25 protein-coding genes are annotated in these 23,803 nt (G+C 57.6%); 11 read left to right on the top strand and 14 right to left on the bottom strand.

Features of this window, described 5'->3' with window-relative positions; all coding sequences use genetic code 11:
• Window position 1 precedes the first annotated feature (1 nt).
• Complete coding sequence (gene ypfM / locus ACOI7Z_RS22625) at window positions 2-61, bottom strand: protein YpfM (protein ID WP_100181659.1); 60 nt, start codon at window positions 59-61, stop codon at window positions 2-4.
• 366 nt (window positions 62-427) lie between these two features.
• On the opposite strand from ypfM, the gene ACOI7Z_RS22620 reads away from it, so the two are divergent.
• From ACOI7Z_RS22620 to ACOI7Z_RS22610, 3 genes are read left to right on the top strand one after another with little or no spacing between them, the layout of a single operon-like run.
• Window positions 428-781 (top strand): ArsC family reductase, encoded by a 354-nt coding sequence (locus tag ACOI7Z_RS22620; protein ID WP_023290610.1) that lies wholly within the window; start codon window positions 428-430, stop codon window positions 779-781.
• 3 nt (window positions 782-784) lie between these two features.
• Window positions 785-1,912, top strand: coding sequence for a succinyl-diaminopimelate desuccinylase (gene dapE, locus ACOI7Z_RS22615; protein WP_023290611.1), 1,128 nt, complete (start codon window positions 785-787; stop codon window positions 1,910-1,912).
• Between the two features lie 26 nt (window positions 1,913-1,938).
• Complete coding sequence (locus ACOI7Z_RS22610) at window positions 1,939-2,142, top strand: YpfN family protein (protein ID WP_002913768.1); 204 nt, start codon at window positions 1,939-1,941, stop codon at window positions 2,140-2,142.
• A 48-nt stretch (window positions 2,143-2,190) separates the two neighbouring features.
• Here the strand turns inward: ACOI7Z_RS22610 and ypfH are convergent, their stop codons facing one another.
• The 6 genes from ypfH to dapA all read right to left on the bottom strand — a co-directional run bounded on the left by ypfH (window position 2,191) and on the right by dapA (window position 8,839).
• Window positions 2,191-2,886, bottom strand: a complete 696-nt coding sequence (gene ypfH / locus ACOI7Z_RS22605; RefSeq protein WP_023290612.1) for an esterase — start codon at window positions 2,884-2,886, stop codon at window positions 2,191-2,193.
• Between the two features lie 76 nt (window positions 2,887-2,962).
• Window positions 2,963-4,966 carry a tRNA(Met) cytidine acetyltransferase TmcA gene (locus ACOI7Z_RS22600; RefSeq protein WP_087848847.1) on the bottom strand — a complete coding sequence of 668 codons (2,004 nt, stop codon included), beginning with the start codon at window positions 4,964-4,966 and terminating at the stop codon, window positions 2,963-2,965.
• A 9-nt stretch (window positions 4,967-4,975) separates the two neighbouring features.
• Window positions 4,976-5,848 (bottom strand): neutral zinc metallopeptidase, encoded by an 873-nt coding sequence (locus ACOI7Z_RS22595; RefSeq protein ID WP_023290614.1) that lies wholly within the window; start codon window positions 5,846-5,848, stop codon window positions 4,976-4,978.
• A 119-nt stretch (window positions 5,849-5,967) separates the two neighbouring features.
• Window positions 5,968-6,681 (bottom strand): phosphoribosylaminoimidazolesuccinocarboxamide synthase, encoded by a 714-nt coding sequence (purC, locus tag ACOI7Z_RS22590; protein WP_002913801.1) that lies wholly within the window; start codon window positions 6,679-6,681, stop codon window positions 5,968-5,970.
• 228 nt (window positions 6,682-6,909) lie between these two features.
• The gene (gene bamC, locus ACOI7Z_RS22585) at window positions 6,910-7,944 is read right to left on the bottom strand and encodes an outer membrane protein assembly factor BamC (RefSeq protein ID WP_023290615.1); all 1,035 of its coding nucleotides are present in this window, start codon (window positions 7,942-7,944) and stop codon (window positions 6,910-6,912) included.
• Between the two features lie 16 nt (window positions 7,945-7,960).
• Window positions 7,961-8,839: a 4-hydroxy-tetrahydrodipicolinate synthase gene (gene dapA, locus ACOI7Z_RS22580; RefSeq protein ID WP_023290616.1), complete on the bottom strand. Its 879-nt coding sequence runs from the start codon at window positions 8,837-8,839 to the stop codon at window positions 7,961-7,963.
• Window positions 8,840-8,992: 153 nt separating this feature from the next.
• On the opposite strand from dapA, the gene ACOI7Z_RS22575 reads away from it, so the two are divergent.
• Complete coding sequence (locus ACOI7Z_RS22575) at window positions 8,993-9,559, top strand: glycine cleavage system transcriptional repressor (RefSeq protein WP_002913804.1); 567 nt, start codon at window positions 8,993-8,995, stop codon at window positions 9,557-9,559.
• 3 nt (window positions 9,560-9,562) lie between these two features.
• On the top strand, window positions 9,563-10,033 hold the full coding sequence (bcp, locus tag ACOI7Z_RS22570; protein ID WP_004201935.1) for a thioredoxin-dependent thiol peroxidase: 471 nt from the start codon (window positions 9,563-9,565) through the stop codon (window positions 10,031-10,033).
• 60 nt (window positions 10,034-10,093) lie between these two features.
• Here bcp and ACOI7Z_RS22565 read toward each other — a convergent pair whose 3' ends face one another.
• Together ACOI7Z_RS22565 and ACOI7Z_RS22560 are read right to left on the bottom strand one after the other, a co-directional pair.
• Window positions 10,094-11,158, bottom strand: a complete 1,065-nt coding sequence (locus tag ACOI7Z_RS22565) for an AI-2E family transporter (protein ID WP_004201933.1) — start codon at window positions 11,156-11,158, stop codon at window positions 10,094-10,096.
• Between the two features lie 54 nt (window positions 11,159-11,212).
• Window positions 11,213-11,329, bottom strand: coding sequence for a hypothetical protein (locus ACOI7Z_RS22560; RefSeq protein WP_032429201.1), 117 nt, complete (start codon window positions 11,327-11,329; stop codon window positions 11,213-11,215).
• A gap of 51 nt (window positions 11,330-11,380) precedes the next feature.
• Here ACOI7Z_RS22560 and bepA point away from each other — a divergent pair, with 51 nt between their 5' ends.
• From bepA to ACOI7Z_RS22545, 3 genes are all read left to right on the top strand, one after another.
• Window positions 11,381-12,844: a beta-barrel assembly-enhancing protease gene (gene bepA, locus ACOI7Z_RS22555; RefSeq protein ID WP_065883051.1), complete on the top strand. Its 1,464-nt coding sequence runs from the start codon at window positions 11,381-11,383 to the stop codon at window positions 12,842-12,844.
• Between the two features lie 9 nt (window positions 12,845-12,853).
• The gene (gene arsC, locus ACOI7Z_RS22550; protein WP_087848846.1) at window positions 12,854-13,213 is read left to right on the top strand and encodes an arsenate reductase (glutaredoxin); all 360 of its coding nucleotides are present in this window, start codon (window positions 12,854-12,856) and stop codon (window positions 13,211-13,213) included.
• A 127-nt stretch (window positions 13,214-13,340) separates the two neighbouring features.
• On the top strand, window positions 13,341-14,264 hold the full coding sequence (locus tag ACOI7Z_RS22545; protein WP_087848845.1) for an Rpn family recombination-promoting nuclease/putative transposase: 924 nt from the start codon (window positions 13,341-13,343) through the stop codon (window positions 14,262-14,264).
• On the opposite strand, the gene ACOI7Z_RS22540 is transcribed toward ACOI7Z_RS22545, so the two are convergent.
• The 5 genes from ACOI7Z_RS22540 to bglK all read right to left on the bottom strand — a co-directional run bounded on the left by ACOI7Z_RS22540 (window position 14,261) and on the right by bglK (window position 19,621).
• Window positions 14,261-14,962, bottom strand: a complete 702-nt coding sequence (locus ACOI7Z_RS22540; RefSeq protein WP_020947395.1) for a DnaA inactivator Hda — start codon at window positions 14,960-14,962, stop codon at window positions 14,261-14,263. The two genes, ACOI7Z_RS22545 and ACOI7Z_RS22540, sit on opposite strands and share 4 nt — an antisense overlap.
• 98 nt (window positions 14,963-15,060) lie before the next feature.
• Window positions 15,061-16,347, bottom strand: coding sequence for a uracil permease (uraA, locus tag ACOI7Z_RS22535; RefSeq protein WP_023290621.1), 1,287 nt, complete (start codon window positions 16,345-16,347; stop codon window positions 15,061-15,063).
• Window positions 16,348-16,433: 86 nt separating this feature from the next.
• Window positions 16,434-17,060, bottom strand: a complete 627-nt coding sequence (gene upp / locus ACOI7Z_RS22530; RefSeq protein WP_004201927.1) for a uracil phosphoribosyltransferase — start codon at window positions 17,058-17,060, stop codon at window positions 16,434-16,436.
• A 227-nt stretch (window positions 17,061-17,287) separates the two neighbouring features.
• A complete protein-coding gene (locus ACOI7Z_RS22525) occupies window positions 17,288-18,718 on the bottom strand; it encodes a 6-phospho-beta-glucosidase (RefSeq protein WP_087848844.1) in 1,431 nt (476 codons plus the stop codon).
• Between the two features lie 9 nt (window positions 18,719-18,727).
• The gene (bglK, locus tag ACOI7Z_RS22520; RefSeq protein ID WP_023290623.1) at window positions 18,728-19,621 is read right to left on the bottom strand and encodes a beta-glucoside kinase BglK; all 894 of its coding nucleotides are present in this window, start codon (window positions 19,619-19,621) and stop codon (window positions 18,728-18,730) included.
• Window positions 19,622-19,884: 263 nt separating this feature from the next.
• Here bglK and purM point away from each other — a divergent pair, with 263 nt between their 5' ends.
• From purM to ppk1, 3 genes are all read left to right on the top strand, one after another.
• A complete protein-coding gene (gene purM, locus ACOI7Z_RS22515; protein WP_004201922.1) occupies window positions 19,885-20,922 on the top strand; it encodes a phosphoribosylformylglycinamidine cyclo-ligase in 1,038 nt (345 codons plus the stop codon).
• Window positions 20,919-21,560, top strand: coding sequence for a phosphoribosylglycinamide formyltransferase (gene purN / locus ACOI7Z_RS22510; RefSeq protein ID WP_087848843.1), 642 nt, complete (start codon window positions 20,919-20,921; stop codon window positions 21,558-21,560). Before purM ends, purN begins: the two co-directional genes overlap by 4 nt.
• Window positions 21,561-21,739: 179 nt before the next feature.
• A complete protein-coding gene (ppk1, locus tag ACOI7Z_RS22505) occupies window positions 21,740-23,800 on the top strand; it encodes a polyphosphate kinase 1 (RefSeq protein WP_002913838.1) in 2,061 nt (686 codons plus the stop codon).
• The last annotated feature ends 3 nt before the right edge of the window (window positions 23,801-23,803 follow it).

Raw genomic sequence — 23,803 nt, 5'->3', positions numbered from 1 at the left:
TTTATTTACGAAGCATGCCTTCAATAAAATCTTTCCAGTTCCCCAGTTCATGTTCAATCATAATAGCCTCTCTTATTATTATGGTCGATTCTATATAACTTCATTGCTGATGGGAAGTTGTGCTCCCCTATTGCTCTGATTGTCTTGTGGACCGCTGACAGAGATAAAACCTCTGGTTGCCGCCACTATGCCGTCTCGTATGTAAAAATTATGTGACGCAGAGCACCATCAGGCAACATTTTCATAATATTGTTAGTGCCCTCACATCATCCCCGCGACTGGGCAAATTTTAATCACCCGAATACATGGCATAAGATACCCGGTAAAAAGTTATATTTATTCATCTGAATCACGTATTATTTCAATAAGGCTTATATATTCGGAAATATCTGAGTTAACCGCTTAATTGAATGTTAAAGGTTTATGTATGCTCACCATGTACGGAATTAAAAACTGCGATACCATTAAAAAAGCCCGCCGCTGGCTGGAAGCACATCAGATTGACTATCGCTTCCATGACTACCGCGCCGATGGCCTCGACCGCGCGCAACTGGATACCTTTATTGCCGAACTGGGCTGGCAGGCGCTGCTGAACACCCGCGGCACCACCTGGCGCAAGCTGGACGAATCGCTGCGCAACAGCATCGATAATGCCGATGCCGCCGCCGCATTGATGCTGGAAATGCCGGCGATTATCAAACGCCCATTGCTCTGCGCGCCCGGTCGTCCTATGCTGCTGGGTTTTAGTGAAGCAAGTTATCAGCAGTTTAACGAGGTATAGTCTATGTCTTGCCCGGTCATTGAGCTGGCTCAGCAGCTTATTCGCCGCCCTTCCCTTAGCCCCGATGATGCGGGATGCCAGGCGTTAATGATTGAACGCCTGCGTGCGATCGGCTTTACCGTTGAACCGATGGATTTCGGCGATACGCAGAACTTCTGGGCCTGGCGCGGCCACGGCGAGACGCTGGCCTTCGCCGGCCACACCGACGTGGTCCCGGCAGGCGACGCCGACCGCTGGATCAATCCGCCGTTCGAACCCACCATCCGCGACGGGATGCTGTTTGGCCGCGGGGCGGCAGATATGAAAGGCTCGCTGGCGGCGATGGTGGTTGCCGCTGAGCGTTTTGTCGCGCAGTACCCGAACCACCGGGGCCGGCTGGCGTTTTTGATTACCTCTGATGAAGAGGCCAGCGCCAAAAACGGCACCGTCAAAGTGGTGGAGACGCTGATGGCGCGTAACGAGCGTCTGGACTACTGTCTGGTCGGCGAACCCTCCAGTACCGAAGTGGTCGGCGATGTGGTGAAAAACGGCCGCCGCGGCTCGCTGACCTGCAATCTGACCATTCACGGCGTACAGGGCCATGTCGCCTATCCGCACCTTGCCGATAACCCCGTCCATCGCGCGGCGCCGATGCTGGCGGAGCTGGTCACTATCGAGTGGGATAAAGGCAATGAATACTTCCCGCCGACCAGCATGCAGATTGCCAACGTGCAGTCCGGCACCGGCAGCAACAACGTGATCCCTGGCGATATGTTCGTCCAGTTCAACTTCCGCTTCAGTACGGAACTGACGGACGAGATGATCAAAGCCCGGGTGGTCGCCCTGCTGGAAAAATACCAGCTGCGTTACAGCGTGGAGTGGTGGCTCTCCGGCCAGCCGTTCCTCACCGGACGGGGCAAGCTGGTGGATGCGGTCGTCAACGCGATTGAGCACTATAATGAGATCAAACCGCAGCTGTTAACCAACGGCGGCACCTCAGACGGACGGTTTATCGCGCGCATGGGGGCGCAGGTGGTAGAGCTGGGCCCCGTGAACGCCACGATTCACAAAATTAATGAATGTGTGAACGCCGCCGACCTGCAGCTGCTGGCGCGGATGTATCAACGCGTAATGGAACAGCTGGTCGCCTGACGTACTGACGTAAAGAGGAAGCGCGCATGGAATGGCTTATTAAACACTGGTGGATTCTGGTGCTGGTCTTTTTGGTGGGGGTAATTATCAACGTGATTAAAGATCTGAACCGCGTTGACCACAAAAAATTCCTTAACAACAAACCCGATCTGCCGCCGCACCGTGATTTTAACGATAAATGGGACGATGACGACGACTGGCCGAAGCACGACCAGTCGAAGAAACCGTAAGTTTGCCTTTATCGCGGTACCGCCCGCCTGTAACCCCGCCCGCCGGGGTTACAGCATTTCGATGATATCGTCCCCTTTCGGCGTACTGCCGCTCAGCGCCTCATCAAAATAGTGCTTCGGCACGGTATAGCGCAGTCGCTCAATCGCAAACTGCATGCTGCGATCGTCAATGGCATGCCCCAGATCGTCAACAATATCTAAGGTCACGTCGCCCCCCGCCTGCAACAACGCCTCCTGAGCCGACACCGCCCATGCCAGATCGATAACCCGATCGTCACCACCGTGGATCAGGTGAATGGTGGTGGCCGTCGTTGCGGTGACCGGCAGCGTCGCGTAGCGGCCATTAAAGGCGATCACCCGCGAAGCCAGATCCGGCGCCGCTTTGATGCTCTCCAGCGACATGATCGCCCCCTGAGAGAAGCCGATCAGCGCGGTGGCCAGCGGGCTGACGCCGCTCTTTTCCTGCCAGTAGCGCACAATGTCAATAAAGGTCGGCATAATGGCGTCGATACGCTGCTGACGATTCTCTTCCGTCACTCCCTGCACCGAAAACCACTGCCGGCCGTTGGGACCGCAAGGCTCCACCCCGCCAATGCTAACGATCAGCGCATCAGGAAACTGCGGCGCGAACCAGCTGCCAATTTGCCCCATGGAGACCGGGTTATCCCCCACGCCATGAAACAGCAGCAACAGCTGTTGCGCAGGCGTCGCAGGGCTTTGAACAATAAAATGATCGTGTTTCATGGCTGTCTCCTTTGTGTATGCGGGCAGTGTACGCCGCTCGCCAGATATGACCATGCCATTTAACTGAATGAGTTAGTTAAAAAAATTGCAGGTGCGCTACCTGCTGACGCAGCGCCTCAGCGCGCGCTGCATCGAGGAAGCGCAAGGCGTCAGCGGTCTCCTGACGCCATCTCGCCAGCAGCGCTTTACGCCCTGTTAGCTGCAGCGCGGCGCAGAGTTCGGCCTCTTCTTCCCCCTGCAGGCGCCCGCGCAGCGCCGGCAACGGCATGTCGACCTGCATCAGCAGACGATTGAGGCAACCCAGCGCCGCAGCCAGCGGGCGGTGGGCGAAGGCAAAGCTGGCCGCTTCCAGCCAGTCCTCCTCACTAAGCATAGCCCCTGAAACGGCAGGCAGCGGCGCGGGCACGTCCCGCCACGGGCGCAGCCAGTATTCATCGCGTTGTAGCCGCTGTGCCTCCCGCTGCGCGAGCTGATGCCCCGCTGCAGTCAGCGGGAACAGAGCCATCGCGGTATAGCATCCGCTGCTGGCCTCGCGATGAGTACCCAGCCGCACGAGGATAAACCCGCAGCGTTGCCAGAAGCGCCACAGCTCAGGGGTATAGCCAAAGCTGACGGAGAGATAGTCATAACCTGCGGCATCGGCGGCGATATCCGCGATCATCTGCTGCCCCAGCCCTTCGCGCTGGCGGGCGGGGTGGACGGCGATCCGACTGACCCGCAGCCCGCGCAGCGTCGCCGCCAGGGGACTGCCGCCATGCGCCGCCAGAGACTGGGCGACCAGGTTCCCTCGCGGCCGGCGAAAACCCGCCCACACCGCCCGGCTGAGTTCAGGAGAAAGTCCCCCCTCGGCCACCAGCCACAGGGCGCCCGCCACCGCGCCGCCGGCGCGTGCGCAGCGGAAAGCCTGGCCCGGCGCGTCCATCATGCGCCGCAGATCGAGAGGAGAAGTGCGGTAATGCGCCCCGGACAACAGCTGGTACATCGCCTCCGGCAGCGTCGGCCGCGTTTGCCAGCTGGACTGTTCGACCGCTTCGAGGGCAACCTCCCCTGTCGGCGCATCGCGAAATGCCTCATCGCTGAAGATCAGCAGCTGACTGATGGCTGACTCCAGCGGGCAGCCCGCGGCCCAGCGGATCGGCGCGCTCAGGCTGAACATCTGCAGATGGGGCAGGCTGGCGCAAAATTTCAGCAGGAACCCGCGCCCGGTGCCCTCATAACCCTGCACCGTCGTGGTGAGAAGCGTGCGGGGAAAACGGCTTACCAGCTGCCGGAGAAGCGGAGCCGGAATGGCCGCGGCCTCATCGACAATCAGCCAGGACGCCGTTTCTTTCGACGACAGCAGCGCATCAGGCGCCATAAAGCGAAACGCCTCGCCGGCAAAGCTCGCCAGCACATCGACGGCGCTGCGGGTCGGGGCGGTAACGATGGCCTCGCCCGCGAGCTGGCGCAGCAACATGCCAGCGAGGGCGGATTTGCCTCGCCCTCGTTCAGCCGTCACCGCCGCGATACCGGGCGGTAGACGCAACAATTGCGCAAGGATCGCCGCCTGTTCGGCCAGCGGGTGACCCTCGGCGGGATGCCAGTCAGGGCGCGGGACGGCCAGCGGGAGCCGCGGCGAGTCCGACTGCCGCCAGAGCAGCACATCGGGGTCGGCGATAAACTGCCGACAGCAGCGGAGAACAAAGTGGGGGGTAGAGATCGGGTCGGGCGTATCGCTCCAGCGCAGGGAGTCCTCATCCACCCGGGACGGCCAGTCGGCGAAGGGGGGCGTCAGCAGCACCAGCCAGCTTCCCGCCCGCAGGGTACCGCTCAGGGCCGCCAGGGCGGCTACATCAAATCCGCGCCGGGCATCGAAAAAGGCGTGCATGACTTCCCGCCCCAGCAGCGTCTTCAGGGCGCCAGGCGCCACCCCGGGCGCGAAAACCGGCTCGGGGCCCACCCACAGGCCATCGCCGGCGAGCCTCTCCCGCAGCGCCTGCGCCTGCTGCAGCGTCCAGGCCTCGTCGCCGCTGAGTACCAGCAGGCGGCGAATTCCCTCCCGCGCCATCTGCGCGGTGAGGTCAAGCAACGCGTCCATCATCGGTGGCGATTACAGGGCGCTGCCGAAGGTGTTGCACTGCGCCGGGTCGCCGCTGTCGAAACCGCGTTTGAACCAGGTGTAGCGCTGTTTTGACGTGCCGTGGGTAAAGCTGTCCGGTACCACCCGCCCCTGGCTCTGCTGCTGCAGACGGTCGTCGCCGATGGCCTCGGCGGCGTTCAGCGCCTCCTGCAGATCGCCGGTTTCCAGAATATCCTGCTGCTGCATATTATGGCCCCAGACGCCGGCGAAGCAGTCTGCCTGCAGCTCCATCTTAACCGACAGCCGGTTGGCTTCGGCCTCGGTGGCATGCTGCTGTTGCTGGCGGACCTTCGGCTCAATGCCCAGCAGTTTTTGTACGTGATGACCCACTTCATGGGCAATGACGTACCCCTGGGCAAAGTCGCCGTCGGCGCCCAGTTTATTTTTCATCTCATCGTAGAATGACAGGTCGATATAGACCGTGCTGTCGGCAGGACAGTAGAACGGCCCCATCACCGACTGGCCGGTACCGCAGCCGGTACGGGTCGCGCCGCGGTAGAGCACCAGCTTTGGCTGGGGGTACTGGCGGCCCATCTTTTCAAAGATCGGTCCCCAGGTATCTTCGGTGGTGGCCAGGATCACCGAAGTAAACTTCGCCGCTTCATCGTCTTTCGGACTGATGGAGCGCTGCGTGGAGGTCTGCTGCTGCGGCATCGGTTCGCCGGTCAGCATGCCGGTCAAATCCACGCCGTAATAGCCTGCCACCAGCACAATAATCAGCAGCACAATGCCGCCCTTCCCGCTCGGCAGCCGGAAGCCGCCGCCCCCGCCGCCAAACGGCGAGCCCGATTGACCGCGTCGATCTTCAACATTGTCGCTTTCGCGACGCCCTTGCCAGCGCATAAGCACCTCATTCCCTGTTATGTATCAATAGCAGAGATCGTAGGCGGTTCAGCGCAGGATTACCACAGGAAACAGCAAGAGACGCCAGAAGATGAGACCATCTTCTGGCGGCGGGCGAGTTAGTCGAGCTTAACGCCCAGGCGGTGAGCCACTTCTTCGTAGGCTTCGATCAGGCCGCCAAGGCTCTGGCGGAAGCGGTCTTTGTCCATTTTATCAAGGGTGTTTTTGTCCCACAGGCGGCTGCCGTCCGGCGAAAACTCATCGCCCAGTACCACTTCGCCTTTGAACAGACCAAACTCCAGCTTAAAGTCCACCAGAATCAGACCGGCGTCATCGAACAATTTTTTCAGCACGTCGTTGGCTTTGTAGGTCAGCTCGCGCATCCGCGCCAGATTCTCTTTGCTCACCCAGCCGAAGGTTTCGCAGTAGGAGTCGTTGACCATCGGATCGTGCATGGCATCGTTTTTCAGGAACAGATCGAACAGCGGCGGATTCAGCTCGATACCTTCTTCAATGCCTAAACGTTTTACCAGCGAGCCTGCCGCACGGTTACGCACCACGCACTCCACCGGCACCATATCCAGTTTTTTCACCAGGCATTCGGTATCGGAGAGCAGCGCTTCCATCTGGGTAGGGATGCCCGCTTCTGCCAGTTTGCTCATAATGAAGTGGTTGAACTTGTTATTCACCATGCCTTTACGATCGAACTGCTCGATGCGCGCGCCATCACCTGCTGACGTATCGTTACGGAATTCCAGTACCAGCAGGTCCGGATTATCGGTGCTGTATACTGTCTTCGCCTTACCACGATACAACTCAGCTTGCTTTTTCATCTTTCACTACTCCAGTGATATTGAGCCTAAAAATACGTTTCCACCTATACACAAAATCATTCAAAGTGCATCGAGGCGGCAACTGAGCGAATCCCCAGGAGCTTACAAAAGTAAGTGACTGGGTTGAACGAAGGCGGCCAACAAAGAGGCAATTTGAAGGATGATGTGTATACGCACACGTTTGCGTCACTATATATTAAAAGGGCCGGATTGCTCCAGCCCTTTTGATTACTTGTTAAATGCGGCCTGGAATACGGCTACCAGAGCGTCATTTTGCGACTGCGTCAGGGTGTGGCCTTTCGGGTCGATGAACTGCAGGCTACTGCGGTTATCGAGGTCGCCGACCTGAAGTTTGTAGTCACCGGAGACCAGCTGCGGGTCGCGTGCGCCCAGCTCCTGCCAGCTGCTGTCAGACAGCGGCTTGTAGGTCAGCGCCATGCTGCCCTGAGAGCGCGTGCTGTCGGTCACTTTCATCCCCACTTTCTCGAGGGCGCCCGGCAGACGCTGCCACACCATGTTAAACGGCGCGCGAACGACGAGCATTGGCAGGCCAGTATCGTCGGCAGCGCTCTGCACGTCGAAAGTGGCGCCCGCGCTGCGCTGAGCGGCGTTCTGGGCGCTGGTGGCGTTCATGTCCAGGCCTTCCGAAATGACGTTCAGCATGGCGGTGCTGTAGCGCTGCAGTGACGCCGGATCGGCAACCGGTTTACCCGCCTGCTCCAGATTCACCAGCTTGACCACAACCGCTTGCTGATAGCCCTGCGGTTTGACGGAGATTTGATAACGCCCGCGATACTGCTGATCTTCATCAAGACGGTTCCACTCAACCCAGTCGGTGTTCAGCGTCTGGCTCGCATCATCGCGCTTGGCGATAACGTAGTTCTTCGACTGAAGAATGCTGGTAACCTGCGCCCACAGCGAACCGCTGCGGCCGTTTTCGACCATCAGCGTCGCGGTATCGCCGTTGAACTGGGTGCGGGCGCCGCTAACCAATGCCAGCGGCTGCGCCGGCGGGCGAATGTCCAGCGCCTTGCCGACCGCGCCGGTGCTGTTGGCCACCGGAATGTTGTAATCACCCACCTGAATCGGCAGGATCATCCCCGCCGGCGCGTGAAGTTCGCTCAACGGTGACGCCTGTAAATAGGCCTCATCACCGCTCACCTGACGCTTATAGCGCGAGTCGGAACTACAGGCCGCGAGGAGTAGAACCAGCGAAACACCCGCAACCTTCGCCAGGCGCGACTTCTGTACTGAGTAAGCCATCAAATCTCCCTAAACTTTACAGCAAACCGGCATGCTTCAGCGCGGCGGTAACGGCTTCACGACCCTGGTCGGTGATAGGCGTCATCGGCAAGCGCAGCGTATCGGTCGCCACAAGACCCAACGCCTTGCATCCCCATTTCACCGGGATAGGATTGGGTTCGACAAATAATTTTGTATGCAATGGCATCAGACGCTGGTTAATCGCCCGGGCTTCGGCAAATTGACCCGCCAGCGCCAGACGGCACATGTCGGCCATTTCGCGCGCCGCCACGTTGGCGGTAACGGAAATCACGCCCACGCCGCCGAGCTGCATAAAGTCCATACCGGTCGCATCGTCACCGCTCAGCAGAATAAAGTCGTCTGAAACCAGCTCTTTGATCTGGTGAACACGACTTAAGTTCCCTGTTGCTTCCTTAATACCGACAATATTTTTAATTTGCGCCAGACGGCCAACGGTTTCCGGCAGCATATCGCAACCGGTACGGGACGGCACATTATACAGAATTTGCGGCAGGTCAGTATGTTCGGCGATAGCTTTAAAGTGCTGGAACAGGCCTTCCTGGGTCGGACGGTTATAATAAGGAGTGACCGTCAGGCAGCCGACAACGCCGCTGTCGTTAAAACGTTTGGTCAGGCTAATCGCCTCTGCGGTTGCATTGGCTCCCGTTCCCGCGATAACCGGGATACGCCCGTCAGCCAGTTCCAGCGTCATCATCACCACGTCGCCATGCTCTTCATGGCTCAGCGTTGCGGATTCACCGGTAGTCCCTACCGAAACGATCGCCGAGGTTCCGTTGGCGACATGGTAATCAATCAGTTTTTTCAGGCTTGTCCGGCAGACATTACCGTTTTCATCCATCGGCGTGACAAGCGCTACAATACTTCCCGTGAACATGGGCCATCCTCAGAGCAGAAGTGCGACAAGATTCTCAATGTTACGTTTGGAGCTGCAATAAAAGCAAGAGACCCGACGCCATCAGGGATGTTGTATGGCGGTTTTTTTTATGCTTTCCTAATGTTACCTCACCTTTTTAAAGGAAGAACAGGTTTGACAGCCTCATTACAACACTATCTGGTTATTACCGCCCTGGGGGCTGACCGTCCCGGCATCGTGAATACGATCACTCGCCACGTCAGCAGCTGCGGTTGTAATATCGAAGACAGCCGGCTGGCCATGCTCGGTGATGAGTTTACGTTTATCATGCTGCTTTCCGGTTCGTGGAATGCGATTAACCTGATCGAATCAACCCTGCCGCTGAAAGGCGCGGAGCTGGAGCTGTTGATCGTGATGAAACGCACCACCGCGCGCCCGCCGCAGGCCATGCCAAACACCGTCTGGGTCCAGGTTGAGGTGCCGGACTCACCGCATATCATCGAGCGCTTCACTGCCCTGTGCGATACATGGAATATGAATATCGCGGAACTGGTGTCCCGCACGCAGCCGGGAGACGGCGATTCCGCGCAGCTTTTTATCCAGATAACGGCTCACAGCCCTGCGACGCAAAATGCAGCAAATATCGAACAAGCGTTCAAAGCCCTATGTACAGAACTCAATGCACAAGGCAGTATTAACATCGTTAATTATTCACAGCATGATGAACAGGATGGAGTTTAACCCATGACCCCACTGAAAGCCGGTGATCTTGCACCGAAATTTAGCTTACCGGACCAGGACGGCGAGGAAGTAAATTTAACCGACTTCCAGGGACAGCGTGTCCTGGTTTATTTTTACCCGAAAGCCATGACCCCGGGCTGCACCGTCCAGGCGTGCGGCTTGCGCGATAATATGGACGACCTGAAAAAAGCCGGTGTGGAAGTGCTGGGCATCAGCACCGATAAACCGGAAAAGCTCTCCCGTTTCGCCGAAAAAGAGCTGCTGAACTTTACGCTGCTGTCTGATGAAAACCATCAGGTTTGCGAGCAGTTTGGCGTCTGGGGCGAAAAATCCTTTATGGGGAAAACCTACGACGGGATCCACCGTATCAGCTTCCTCGTCGATGCCGATGGCAAAATCGAACACGTCTTTGATGACTTCAAAACCAGTAATCACCACGATGTGGTGTTGAACTGGCTGAAAGAAAACGCCTGATGCAAAGCAAGACGCCGGGGGAGAAAACCTCGCCCGGCGTCTTTTTTTATCCTCAATGCCTTAGTCGTCGTCGACGACCAGGCCATCCGGCCAGGCATGCACCACCGCTTTAATTAACGTGGCCAGCGGAATGGCGAAGAAGACGCCCCAGAATCCCCACAAACCGCCAAAGATCACCACCGACAGGATAATCACCAGCGGGTGCAGATTCACCGCTTCCGAGAACAGCACCGGTACCAGCAGGTTACCGTCCAGTCCCTGAATAATCAGATAGACCGCGAACAGACTCCAGAACTCGGTGCCTGCGCCAAACTGAAACAGCGCCACCCCTACCACCGGAATGGTCACCACAAACGCGCCGATATAGGGGATCAGCACCGAGAAGCCCACCAGCACCGCCAACAGCAGCGAGTAGTTGAGGCCGAAAAGGATAAAGCCTATCCAGGTGGCGACGCTGACGACAATCATCTCCAGCACCTTACCGCGAATGTAGTTGGTGATTTGCTGGTTCATCTCCTTCCACACCTGCCCGGCCAGACCGCGGTTTCGCGGCAGCACGCGGCGTACCGCGTTGAGCATCTGCTCTTTATCCTTCAGCAGGAAGAAGACCATCAGCGGCACCAGCACCAGATAGACCGCCAGCGTGAGCAGCCCCACCAGCGAGGCGAGAGAATACTTGACCACCGAGTCGCCCACCGTCAGCATCCGGGTACGCATATTTTCCGCCATCGCGTCGATGATGCCGGCATCCATCAACGCCGGATAGCGCCGCGGCAGCGTGGCGGCGAAATCAGAGAGCTTGTTAAGCATGCCCGGCATATCGCGGATAAGGTAGATCCCCTGCTGCCAGGCCACCGGCAGCACCACAAAGGCCAGCAAGAGCAGAATACCCACAAAGAGGATTAGCACCAGCGAGGTCGCCCAGGTGCGCGACAGGCCGATGCGCTCCAGGCGAACGGTCGGCCACTCCAGTAGATAGGCCAGCACGATAGCCACCAGTAACGGGGCCAGCAGGCCGCTGAAAAAGAACATGATGCCGAAACCGGCAAGCAAAATAACCAGCAGCGCTATCGCCTCAGGGTCGCTGAATCGACGGCGGTACCACTGCATTAACATCTCGAGCATAAAACCTTCCCTGAAGCGCAACGCGGCGACAAACGGGGGAATTGTATCGAAATGTCACAAAAAAGACTTCGCTTTTTGATGCGCAGCAGACAAACCCGTCTCCGCCGTGAAGAACCTATTTTCAATGCGTCTAACGCCAGCTAAACTCGCTGGGATGCGGCCAGGGAACATTGCGTCGCACAATCGGTCAAACTGGCACACCCACATTACAGGACAGAGGTTATGTTCAGGCAGTTGAAGAAAACGCTGGTGGCGACCATGATCGCGTCGCTGACGCTGGGTTCGTTAGGCCCTGCTTTTGCTGACTCCGCAGATACCCTGCCGGACATGGGGACCTCCGCAGGAAGCACGTTATCGATTGGTCAGGAAATGCAGATGGGGGATTACTACGTCCGCCAGCTGCGCGGCAGCGCGCCGCTGATCAACGACCCTCTGCTGGTGCAATATATCAACGGGCTGGGCATGCGTCTGGTCTCGCATGCGAATTCGGTGCGCACCCCGTTCCACTTCTATTTGATTAATAACGACCAAATTAACGCCTTCGCCTTCTTCGGCGGCAATGTGGTCCTCCACTCCGCCCTGTTCCGCTACTCCGATAACGAGAGCGAACTGGCCTCTGTCATGGCGCACGAAATTTCCCACGTTACGCAGCGGCATCTCGCCCGCGCAATGGAAGATCAGAAACGCAATGCGCCGCTGACCTGGGTCGGCGCGCTGGGTTCAATTCTGCTGGCGATGGCCAGCCCGCAGGCCGGGATGGCGGCGCTGACCGGGACGCTGGCCGGCACCCAACAGGGCATGATCAGCTTCACCCGTCAGAACGAAGAAGAGGCCGACCGGATCGGTATTCAGGTTCTGCAACGCTCAGGATTCGACCCGCAGGCCATGCCGATGTTTATGGGTAAACTGCTTGATGAGTCGCGCTACTCAACGCGGCCGCCGGAAATGCTGCTCACCCACCCCCTGCCGGAAAGCCGGCTTGCCGATGCCCGTAACCGCGCCAACCAGATGCGCCCGGTTGTCGTACAGTCCTCAGCGGACTTCTATCTGGCGAAGGCGCGTACCCTCGGAATGTACACCAACGGCGACAATAAGCTAGGCACCGATCTGCTCAACGCCTGGGATAAAGGCAATATCCGCCAGCAGCATGCCGCGCAGTATGGCCGCGCCCTGCTGGCGATGGAAAGCAACAACTTTGACCAGGCGCGCAAAACGCTGCAGCCGCTGCTCAGCGCCGATCCGCAAAATCCCTGGTACCTCGATCTGGCCACCGATATCGACCTCGGGCAGAAGAAAACCGGCGACGCCATCAACCGCCTTAAAAACGCTCGTGAACTGCGCACCAATCCGGTGCTGCAGTTGAACCTGGCCAACGCCCTCCTGCAGGGCGGACAGCCCGGGGAAGCGGCGACCATCCTGAATCGTTATACCTTTACCTATAAAGAGGATGGCAACGGCTGGGACCTGCTGGCGCAGGCGGAAGGCGCCCTGGGCAATCGCGACCAGGAGCTGGCGGCGCGGGCAGAAAGCATGGCGCTGGTCGGCCAGCTGGAACAGGCGATTTCCCTGCTCAGCAGCGCCAGCTCGCAAGTGAAACTCGGTAGTCTGCAGCAGGCCCGCTACGATGCCCGCATCGACCAGCTACGTGAGCTACAGGCCCGCTTCCGCCCCTACCAAAAAATGTAAGGAGACCCCATGACCGACGCGGTAAAAATTTACCATAACCCACGCTGCTCGAAGAGCCGCGAAACGCTGAGCCTGTTGAAGAGCCACGGCATCGATCCTGAGGTGGTGCTTTATCTTGAGACGCCACCGGATGCCGGGACGCTGCGTCAACTGCTGCATCTGCTGGGTATGGAGAGCCCCCGCGAACTCATGCGCCAGAAAGAGGATCTGTATAAATCGCTCAATCTTGCCGACCCGGCGCTCAGCGACGCCGCGCTGATACAGGCGATGGTCGACAACCCTAAGCTCATCGAACGCCCAATTGTCGTCAGCCGCGGCCAGGCGCGTATTGGCCGACCGCCGGAGCAGGTCCTTGAGATCGTGAGCTAAGCCACCCGCGCCGCGCTTACGCGGCGCTTTTTTTACGTAGCTGATTCCAGATCTTCCACGCCAATCCCTCCCGCCCGTCTTGCAGTGCTACTGTTCATCTAACGCTCAATCCACTGGACGGATGAACATGAAAAAAACAACCTCAACGCCTCACGATGCCGTATTTAAGACCTATCTCTCCCACCCTGATACCGCCCGCGATTTTCTGCGGCTGTACCTGCCCGAGACGCTGCTTAAAGTGTGCGATCTACGTACGCTGCATCTCGAGTCCGGGCATTTTGTCGAAGACGATCTGCGTCCCTTTTACGCCGACATTCTGTATTCCCTGAAAACCACGGCGGGAGACGGCTATATTTATGCGCTTATCGAACACCAGAGCACGCCCGACCGGCATATGGCCTTTCGTCTGATGCGCTACGCCATCGCCGCCATGCAGCGCCACCTTGATGCCGGCCACGATCGGCTGCCGCTGGTGATCCCTGTTCTCTTCTACCACGGTCTGGTAAGCCCCTACCCGTTCTCACTGCGCTGGCTCGATGAATTCGTCGCTCCGGAGCTGGCCGGCCACCTTTATCACGGGGCGTTTCCGCTGGCGGACATTACCGTCATTCCGGATGACGACATTGCCACCCACCAGCGCAGGGCGACGCTGGAGTTACTGCAAAAACATATTCGACAACGCGATCTGGCGCAGCTCCTCGACAAACTGAGCGAATTATTATTGACTGGTCTGGCGACGGAATCGCAGGTACAAGCCCTGATGCACTATCTGGTGCAGGCAGGCAACGCGCGAGAGCCGATCAAGTTCATTCGCGAGCTGGCGTTACGTACGCCGCAGCACAAGGAGACGTTGATGACAATTGCGGAATATCTGGAACAGCAGGGTCTGGAGCGGGGCCTGGCGCAGGGACTGGCGCAGGGCCGTCAGGAAGGCCGGAAAGAAGAGGCGCAGCGTATCGCCGCCGCTATGCTACACAGTGGCCTGGCGCGCGACCTGGTCGCCCGGTTGACCGGGCTGACGGAGGAGGAACTGACTCCGCAGGCGGACTAGAGTTTAAGGATCTCTTTCACGAAGGGGATCGTCAGCTTGCGCTGAGCGGTAATCGAGGCATGATCCAGCTGATCGAGGGTCATAAACAGCGAGCGCATCTCGCGATCCAGCCGCTTCAGCAGGAAGCGGCACACGTCCTCCGGCATCTCGAAGCCGCGCAATCTGGCGCGCAGCTGCAGGGCCTGCAGCTTGTCTTCATCCGACAGCGGCTGCAGCTTATAGATCTGCCCCCAGTCAAGCCGCGAGGCAAGATCCGGCAGACCAAGATTCAGTTGCCGCGGCGGCCGGTCGCCGGTGATCAGCAGCCGGGTTTTACCTGATTCCAGGATCCGGTTGTAGAGATTAAAGATGGCCATTTCCCAGGGCTCATCCCCGGCGACGCACTCGATGTTATCGATGCAGACCAGGGCCAGCTGTTCCATCCCCTCCAGCACCTCCGGCACAAACCAGGTGCGTTTATCCAGCGGCACGTAGCCCACGGCATCCCCGCGCTGGGAAAGCTCTGCGCAGGCGGCGTGTAACAGGTGGCTGCGACCCGCCCCTTCACGTGACCAGATATAAATATACCCGCTGTGTTCCTGGCGCAGTACGTTCTGGAGGGCAGCAAGTAGAGAAGGATTATCACCCGGCCAGAAACTCGCGAAGGTTTCGTCGTCAGGAAGATACAGTGGCAAAGAGAGCTGTGCCGGTGCGTTCAGATGGACCTCAACATAGGCTTACAGAAAAACGCGAAGAGTTTATCACAGATTTAGGTCAGGAGAGAACCGGGCGGGATCGCCGCCCGGTCAGGCGATCGTTATTTAACCTCTTCGCTATCCACGGCGTCGAGAACCACCTCTTCCGGACGCAGGACGCTGATAAGCTTGAAAATCAGGCTGAGCGCGATACCCACGATGGTGGCCAGCGCCATCCCTTTCAGCTCAGCGGCGCCGATGTGCACTTTGGCACCGCTGACGCCGATGATCAGGATCACGGAGGTGAGGATCAGATTCTGCGCTTTGCTGTAATCCACCTTCGATTCAATCAGTACGCGGATCCCCGAGGCGCCGATCACCCCGTACAGCAGCAGCGACACGCCGCCCATCACCGGCACCGGGATGATCTGGATCGCCGCCGCCAGTTTGCCGACGCAGGAGAGCAGAATCGCAATGATCGCCGCGCCGCCGATAACCCAGGTGCTGTAGACGCGGGTAATCGCCATCACGCCGATATTTTCCCCGTAGGTGGTGTTAGGCGTCGAGCCGAAGAACCCGGAAATGATCGTCGACAGGCCATTGGCAAACATCGAACGATGCAGGCCCGGGTCGCGGATCAGATCGCGTTTGACGATATTGGCCGTCACCACCAGGTGACCGACGTGCTCGGCAATCACCACCAGCGCAGCGGGCAGAATGGTGAAGATAGCGAACCATTCAAAACGCGGCGTGTAGAAGGTTGGCAGCGCGAACCAGTGCGCTTCGGCGATCGGGGTGGTATCAACCACGCCCATCACAAACGACAGCGCATAGCCCACCAGAACGCCAATCAGGATCGGGATAATCGCCAGGAAACCGCGGAACAGGACCGAACCAAACACCGTCACCGCCAGGGTTACCATCGAGATAATAATGGTTTTGCTGTCCGGTGACTGGCCGTCGGCTGGCAGCAGCCCGGCCATATTGGCCGCCACGCCTGCCAGCTCCAGACCGATAACCGCCACGATGGCCCCCATCGCCGCCGGGGGGAACATCACATCCAGCCAGCCGGTACCGGCTTTTTTGACAATAAAGGAGACGAGGCAGAACAGCACGCCGCACATAATGAAACCGCCCAGCGCCACTTCATAGCCCAGCGGCAGCAGGAGCAGCACCGGAGAGATAAAGGCGAAACTCGATCCCAGATACGCCGGGATTTTGCCTTTACAGATAAAGAGGTACAGCAGCGTACCAATACCGTTGAACAGCAGCACGGTGGCCGGGTTGATGTGGAACAGGATTGGCACCAGCACCGTTGCGCCGAACATGGCAAACAGGTGCTGCAAACTAAGCGGGATAGTCTGTAAAAGCGGCGGTCTTTCACTCACCCCGATAGCACGGCGCGTCATAGTGTTTTCCTCTGAGATGGTTAGTTATGTGTGTTTTATTCAAAAAAAAGCCGACTCTCAAAGTCGGCTTATTTATCGTTATTCGATTATTTCGTACCAAAGATCTTGTCGCCGGCATCGCCGAGACCGGGAATGATGTACCCGTGTTCGTTCAGTCCCTTATCGACAGAGGCGGTATACAGCTCAACGTCCGGATGCGCTTTCTCCAGCGCGGCAATCCCTTCCGGCGCCGCCACCAGCACCAGCACCTTGATGCTGGTGCAGCCGGCGTTTTTCAACAGATCGATAGTGGCGATCATCGACCCACCGGTGGCCAGCATCGGGTCAACCACCAGCGCCATACGCTCATCGATGTTGGACACCAGCTTCTGGAAGTAAGGTACCGGCTCAAGGGTTTCTTCATTGCGATAAATACCCACCACGCTGATACGCGCGCTTGGCACGTGCTCAAGCACCCCTTCCATCATACCGAGGCCTGCGCGCAGGATAGGCACGACGGTAATTTTCTTGCCCTTGATCTGCTCAACTTCCACCGGGCCGTTCCAGCCTTCGATGGTCACTTTCTCGGTTGCCAGATCGGCGGTGGCTTCATAAGTCAGTAAGCTGCCCACTTCTGAGGCGAGTTCACGGAAGCGTTTGGTGCTGATGTCGTGCTCGCGCATCAGGCCCAGCTTGTGTTTGACGAGTGGGTGTTTGACTTCCACAATCTTCATTCTCTTTCTCCTCTGAGGGGCAGCCACAAAAAAAATCGCGGGATTATACCGCTTTTTTCGGATTAGGCCATACCCATCTTGCTTGACGTATATCAAGCAAAGTGATTTAGAGACAAAAAAAACCGGAGACGAGGCTCCGGTTTTAGCGCGGGGTTCTGCCGGGCGGCGCTAACGCTTACCCGGACTGGAAACCACGCAGGCCCGATAAGCGCAGCGCCATCGGGAAATTATAGCTGCTCCCCGTTGCTGGCAATCACCTTCTTATACCAGTCGAACGACTTCTTCTTACTGCGGTCCAGCGTGCCGTTGCCTTCATTATCTTTATCCACGTAGATAAAGCCGTAGCGTTTTTTCATCTCCCCCGTGCCGGCGGAAACCAGATCGATACAGCCCCACGGGGTATAGCCCATCAGGTCAACACCATCTTCGACCACCGCCTTTTTCATCTCCGCGATATGGGCGGAGAGATAATCGATACGGTACTGGTCATCCACGCTGCCGTCCGCTTCACGAACATCGATCGCGCCAAAACCGTTTTCGACAATAAACAGCGGTAGCTGATAGTGATCCCAGAACCAGTTCAGCGAATAGCGCAGGCCGACCGGATCTATCTGCCAGCCCCAGTCCGACTTTTTCACGTACGGGTTGGAGACCAGGCTGGTGGTTTCATCATAATCGAGCAATGGGTTATCTTCGGTGGCTTTGGTGGCGAAGGACATATAGTAGCTAAAGCCGATGTAGTCGACACAGCCTTCGGTTAACGCCTGACGATCGGCTTCGGTCATGTCCAGGCTAAAGCCGCGGCGGGCAAAATAGTTGAGCAGATGCTGCGGATAGCGGCCGCGCACGTGGACGTCGGTGAACCAGTACCGGCGGTGCATGGCGTTCATCGCCATCATCATATCGTCCGGCGCGCAGGTCAGCGGATAGATGGGACACATGGCGATCATGCAGCCTATCTGCAGAGCAGGGTTGATCTCGCGCGCCGCTTTCACCGCCAGGGCGCTGGCCACCAGCTCATAATGTGCGGCCTGGTACATCACCGGTTCCCGATCTTCACCCGGCACATACTTCAGACCGGAGTTGGTGAAGGGGGCAAAGTCCTCATGGTAGTTGGCCTGGTTGTTGATCTCGTTGAAGGTCATCCAGTACTTCACTTTATGCTGGTAGCGGGTGAAGACGACCCTGGCGAAGCGCACGAAAAAGTCGATCAGCTTGCGGTTACGCCAGCCGCCGTACTCGGTGACCAGGTGATAGGGCATTTCAAAATGCGACAGCGTAATGACCGGTTCAATACCGTATTTCAGACATTCGTCGAACAGATCGTCATAAAACTGCAGGCCAGCCTCGTTCGGCTCCTGTTCATCGCCCTGCGGGAAAATACGCGTCCAGGCAATCGAGGTGCGGAAACATTTAAAGCCCATTTCGGCAAACAGCGCCAGGTCCTGCGGGTAGCGATGATAAAAATCGATCGCCTCATGGTTCGGGTAGTTTTTCCCCGCTACCACGCCGTCGGTGATTTCCCGCGGCACCCCGTGGGCGCCGGCGGTCATGACATCCGCCACGCTGACCCCCTTGCCCCCCTCCTGCCAGCCGCCCTCTAACTGATGCGCCGCCACCGCGCCGCCCCACAGAAAACCTTCTTTAAATCCGGACATAATCTCTCCCTAAGGTCGATCGTCGCCAGGCGAACGATAGTGCTGATTGAAATGGTAAACCGCGCCAATCAGGCCGGCATCATTGCCGTGACTGACGGTATCGAGATAGTCGGCAATGCCGAACCAGGCCAGATGCTGGCGCAGCAGCGTCAGAAATCCAGGGCGTTCCACAATGCCGCCGCCGATAAAAATAGTCTGCGGATCGAAGATATTGACGAGGTTATAAAGGCCATGGCCCAGGCCATTGAAGAACTCGGCGACCAAACGCTGGCAAACCGGGTCGCCGGCGTCGTAGCGGTCAAAAATCATTTCACCAGTGACGCTATCCAGCGGCGCGCCAATATGTTCCGCATAGCGATGGCGCAGCACCCGCAGGGTGCAGTTTTCATTCATCGAGTAGCGACGGGGATCGCGTCCGCCAGGACGATCGGTAAGCATATAGCCGAACTCACCGGCGCGAAAACGCGCCCCGTGGATCAACTGATGTTGGCAAAAAATCGCTCCACCGATGCCAGTGCCGATAGTGAGCACCAGAAAATTGGCCATTTCCGCCGCTTTGCCCTGCCAGCGCTCAGCCAGCAGCACACAGTTGGCGTCGTTTTCCACCGAGACCGGCAGCCCGGTTCGCGTCTCGAGCCACGATTTCATGGCGAAGTTGTCAAATCGACGGATAGCGCCGCCCATGGTGATAAAGCCGCTGTGCGGATCGACATAGCCCGGCGCGCTGATGGCTATACCTTCGCACGACGGGTGGGCCGCCAGCCACGACAAGATGGTCTGTAAGATATGATCGCCATCGCTGTCATTGATTGACTGCTTCGCGGTTTCCAGCAGCCTGCCGTCGCGGGTCATGACGCCCATCTTTAGCGCGGTGCCGCCGATATCAAATGCCGCAATCTTCATTCATCCCTCCCCTGTCGAGCATAATGCACCGGTGATCCACACGGCGGCCAACCATAGAAACCGGTTTCATTCGTATGATGAGGATTCCCTGGCACTGAGGCAAGCACAAGGCTGTACCCGGTTTCATTTTCGTGAGCAGTATCAAATTTGACCATCCGCCAACGGTTTTACGCCGACTGTAAAGCAGGCTCGCAAACGTTTGCTTTCCCTGTTAGAATTGCGCCGATTTTTCTTGCTTACCGCAAACGCGTGGAGACTTCGCAGTGACCGACAAAACCTCTCTCAGCTATAAAGATGCCGGCGTGGATATTGATGCAGGCAACGCTCTCGTCGACCGTATTAAGGGCGTGGTGAAGAAAACCCGTCGCCCGGAAGTGATGGGTGGACTGGGCGGATTCGGCGCGCTGTGCGCACTGCCGCAGAAATACCGCGAGCCGGTACTGGTCTCCGGCACCGACGGCGTCGGTACCAAGCTGCGTCTGGCAATGGATCTGAAGCGTCACGACACCATCGGCATCGACCTGGTCGCCATGTGCGTGAACGACCTGGTGGTTCAGGGCGCTGAGCCGCTGTTTTTCCTTGATTATTACGCCACCGGTAAACTGGACGTCGATACCGCAGCCAGCGTCATCAACGGCATCGCCGAAGGCTGCCTGCAGTCCGGTTGCGCGCTGGTGGGCGGTGAGACCGCAGAGATGCCGGGGATGTACCACGGCGAAGATTACGACGTGGCGGGTTTTTGCGTCGGGGTGGTGGAAAAATCAGAAATCATCGACGGAAGTAAAGTCGCTGACGGCGACGTGCTGGTGGCGCTGGCCTCCAGTGGCCCGCACTCTAACGGCTATTCGCTGGTGCGTAAGATTATTGAAGTTAGCGGCGTTGACCCACAGACTACCGACCTTGACGGCAAACCGCTGGCCGACCATCTGCTGGCGCCGACCCGCATCTATGTGAAATCGGTTCTCGACCTGATTGCCAGCGTTGACGTCCACGCCATCGCCCATCTGACCGGCGGCGGCTTCTGGGAAAACATCCCGCGCGTGCTGCCGGACAACACCCAGGCGGTGATTGATGAGTCTTCCTGGCAGTGGCCGTCCGTCTTCAACTGGCTGCAAACCGCCGGTAACGTCAGCCAGCATGAGATGTACCGTACCTTTAACTGCGGCGTGGGGATGGTTATCGCCCTGCCGGCTGCAGAAGCAGACAAGGCCATTGCCCTGCTGAACGAGAAAGGTGAAAACGCGTGGAAAATCGGGTATATCAAAGCCTCCGATTCCGAACAGCGTGTGGTCATTGCATGAAAAACATTGTGGTGCTGATTTCCGGTAGCGGCAGTAATTTGCAGGCGATCATCGACGCCTGCGGCCGGAAACAGATAAACGGCACCCTGCGTGCGGTATTCAGTAACAAGGCCGATGCGTTCGGCCTTGAGCGCGCGCGCGCGGCCGGGATCCCGGCCCACGCGCTGGCGCAAAGTCAGTTTGCCGACCGGGAAGCGTTCGATCGTCAGCTGATGCATGAAATTGACGCCTACGCCCCGGATCTGGTGGTGCTGGCGGGCTATATGCGTATCCTGAGCCCCGCCTTCGTCAGCTACTATCAGGGACGTCTGCTGAACATCCACCCTTCGTTACTGCCGAAGTATCCTGGCCTGCATACCCATCGCCAGGTGCTGGAAAACGGTGACGAGGAGCATGGGACCTCGGTGCACTTCGTCACCGACGAGCTGGACGGCGGTCCGGTTATCCTGCAGGCCAAAGTGCCGGTCTTTGCTGGCGACAGCGAGGAAGAGGTCACGGCGCGGGTTCAGACCCAGGAACATGCCATTTATCCGCTGGTGATAAGCTGGTTCGTCGAGGGGCGTCTGCGCATGGAGGGCAACCACGCCTGGCTGGATGAACGACAGCTTCCCCCCCAGGGCTATGCCGCTGAAGAATGAACAACAGCCCCGCCTTTCGCCATCGCGGGGCTTTTTTTTAATTAAAATTGTTTATTAATCAAACATCTCACAGAAATAATTCTTCTTACTGTCATATAGTTGTGACACAGTAAATCGCTATGCAGAAAAATTCGTCATAATAGTCTACGTCCTGTGAGTAAAACGGAGTGTGAGCGGTAATGGGCCAGGAAAAGCTATACATCGAAAAAGAACTCAGCTGGTTATCTTTTAACGAGCGCGTGCTGCAGGAAGCGGCGGACAAGAGTAACCCGCTGATTGAGCGCATGCGCTTCTTAGGGATCTACTCCAACAACCTTGATGAGTTTTACAAAGTGCGCTTCGCTGAGCTTAAGCGCCGGATTATTATCAGTGAAGAACAAGGCAGTACCGCCCATTCTCGCCACCTGTTAGGCAAAATCCAGGCCCGCGTGCTGAAGGCCGATCAGGAATTCGATAGTCTGTATAACGAACTGCTGCTGGAGATGGCGCGCAATCAGATCTTCCTGATCAATGAGCGTCAGCTGTCCGTCAATCAGCAGGCCTGGCTGCGCAACTACTTTAAACAGTATTTGCGCCAGCATATCTCGCCGATCCTGATTAACCGCGAAACGGACCTCGTGCAGTTTCTGAAAGATGATTACACCTATCTGGCGGTGGAGATTATCCGCGGGGAAAACATCAATTATGCCCTGCTGGAAATTCCGTCGGATAAGGTCCCGCGCTTCGTAAACCTGCCGCCGGAAGCGCCTCGTCGCCGTAAGCCAATGATCCTGTTGGATAACATTCTGCGCTATTGCCTGGACGACATCTTTAAAGGCTTCTTTGATTACGATGCGCTGAACGCCTACTCGATGAAAATGACCCGTGACGCCGAGTACGATCTGGTGCATGAGATGGAGTCGAGCCTGATGGAGCTGATGTCCTCCAGCCTGAAACAGCGCCTGACCGCCGAGCCGGTTCGCTTCGTCTACCAGCGCGATATGCCGGACGCGATGGTCGAAATGCTGCGCGATAAGCTCTCCATCTCCAACTATGACTCAATGCTGCCGGGCGGCCGCTATCACAACTTTAAAGACTTTATCGGCTTCCCGAACGTGGGTAAGGCCAATCTGGTCAATAAACCTATGCCGCGCCTGCGTCATCTGTGGTTTGATAAATTCCGCAACGGCTTCGACGCCATTCGCGAACGCGATGTGCTGCTCTACTACCCCTATCATACTTTTGAGCATGTGCTGGAGCTGCTTCGCCAGGCCTCGTTCGACCCCAGCGTACTGGCGATCAAAATCAACATCTACCGCGTGGCCAAGGATTCGCGCATCATCGACGCGATGATCCACGCCGCCCACAACGGTAAAAAAGTCACCGTGGTGGTGGAGCTGCAGGCGCGTTTTGACGAAGAGGCCAACATTCACTGGGCGAAACGCCTGACGGAAGCGGGCGTTCACGTGATCTTCTCCGCGCCGGGCCTGAAGATCCACGCCAAGCTGTTCCTTATCTCGCGTAAAGAAGGCGATGAGGTGGTGCGCTACGCCCACATCGGCACCGGTAACTTCAACGAGAAGACCGCGCGGATCTATACCGACTATTCGCTGTTAACCGCCGATGCGCGCATTACCAATGAAGTCCGCCGGGTGTTTAACTTTATTGAAAACCCCTACCGCCCGGTCAGCTTCGATTACCTGCTGGTGTCGCCGCAGAACTCGCGTCGTCTGCTGTATGAGATGATCGACCGCGAGATCGCCAATGCGCAGAACGGGCAGCCGTCCGGTATTACCCTGAAGCTGAACAACCTGGTGGACAAAGGGCTGGTGGACAGACTGTATGCCGCCTCCAGCTCCGGCGTGCCGGTCAACCTGTTGATCCGCGGCATGTGCTCGCTGATCCCCGGTCTGGAAGGCATCAGCGAAAATATTCGCGTCATCAGCATTGTGGACCGTTTCCTCGAGCACGACCGGGTCTACTGTTTTGAAAACGGTGGCGATAAGCAGGTCTGGCTCTCCTCTGCCGACTGGATGACGCGTAATATCGATTATCGTATCGAAGTTGCCGCCCCGCTGCTCGACCCGCGCCTGAAACAGCGGGTGCTGGATATTTTTGATATCCTGTTCAACGATACGGTAAAAGCGCGCTATCTTGATAAAGAACTGAGTAATCGCTATGTGCCGCGCGGCAATCGCCGTAAAGTGCGCGCTCAGATGGCGATTTACGATTATCTCAAATCACTCGAACAACCCGACTAACCT

Origin of the sequence: Klebsiella sp. C283 (genome assembly GCF_048822555.1) — a bacterium.
In the GTDB taxonomy this organism is placed as follows: Bacteria; Pseudomonadota; Gammaproteobacteria; order Enterobacterales; family Enterobacteriaceae; genus Klebsiella; species Klebsiella quasipneumoniae.
This window is presented reverse-complemented; position numbering and strand designations above follow the sequence as displayed.

Coding starts and splice junctions, on each gene's coding strand:
- dapA (WP_023290616.1), bottom strand. CDS start 8,839: ATGTTCACGGGAAGTATTGTAGCGCTTGTCACGCCGATGGATGAAAAC.
- bepA (WP_065883051.1), top strand. CDS start 11,381: ATGTTCAGGCAGTTGAAGAAAACGCTGGTGGCGACCATGATCGCGTCG.
- ACOI7Z_RS22600 (WP_087848847.1), bottom strand. CDS start 4,966: ATGATGGACGCGTTGCTTGACCTCACCGCGCAGATGGCGCGGGAGGGA.
- ACOI7Z_RS22620 (WP_023290610.1), top strand. CDS start 428: ATGCTCACCATGTACGGAATTAAAAACTGCGATACCATTAAAAAAGCC.
- bamC (WP_023290615.1), bottom strand. CDS start 7,944: ATGGCTTACTCAGTACAGAAGTCGCGCCTGGCGAAGGTTGCGGGTGTT.
- ppk1 (WP_002913838.1), top strand. CDS start 21,740: ATGGGCCAGGAAAAGCTATACATCGAAAAAGAACTCAGCTGGTTATCT.
- uraA (WP_023290621.1), bottom strand. CDS start 16,347: ATGACGCGCCGTGCTATCGGGGTGAGTGAAAGACCGCCGCTTTTACAG.
- upp (WP_004201927.1), bottom strand. CDS start 17,060: ATGAAGATTGTGGAAGTCAAACACCCACTCGTCAAACACAAGCTGGGC.
- purN (WP_087848843.1), top strand. CDS start 20,919: ATGAAAAACATTGTGGTGCTGATTTCCGGTAGCGGCAGTAATTTGCAG.
- ACOI7Z_RS22560 (WP_032429201.1), bottom strand. CDS start 11,329: ATGTTCCCTGGCCGCATCCCAGCGAGTTTAGCTGGCGTTAGACGCATT.
- ACOI7Z_RS22610 (WP_002913768.1), top strand. CDS start 1,939: ATGGAATGGCTTATTAAACACTGGTGGATTCTGGTGCTGGTCTTTTTG.
- ACOI7Z_RS22545 (WP_087848845.1), top strand. CDS start 13,341: ATGAAAAAAACAACCTCAACGCCTCACGATGCCGTATTTAAGACCTAT.
- ACOI7Z_RS22595 (WP_023290614.1), bottom strand. CDS start 5,848: ATGCGCTGGCAAGGGCGTCGCGAAAGCGACAATGTTGAAGATCGACGC.
- dapE (WP_023290611.1), top strand. CDS start 785: ATGTCTTGCCCGGTCATTGAGCTGGCTCAGCAGCTTATTCGCCGCCCT.
- bcp (WP_004201935.1), top strand. CDS start 9,563: ATGACCCCACTGAAAGCCGGTGATCTTGCACCGAAATTTAGCTTACCG.
- ACOI7Z_RS22565 (WP_004201933.1), bottom strand. CDS start 11,158: ATGCTCGAGATGTTAATGCAGTGGTACCGCCGTCGATTCAGCGACCCT.
- arsC (WP_087848846.1), top strand. CDS start 12,854: ATGACCGACGCGGTAAAAATTTACCATAACCCACGCTGCTCGAAGAGC.
- ACOI7Z_RS22525 (WP_087848844.1), bottom strand. CDS start 18,718: ATGTCCGGATTTAAAGAAGGTTTTCTGTGGGGCGGCGCGGTGGCGGCG.
- bglK (WP_023290623.1), bottom strand. CDS start 19,621: ATGAAGATTGCGGCATTTGATATCGGCGGCACCGCGCTAAAGATGGGC.
- purC (WP_002913801.1), bottom strand. CDS start 6,681: ATGAAAAAGCAAGCTGAGTTGTATCGTGGTAAGGCGAAGACAGTATAC.
- ypfH (WP_023290612.1), bottom strand. CDS start 2,886: ATGAAACACGATCATTTTATTGTTCAAAGCCCTGCGACGCCTGCGCAA.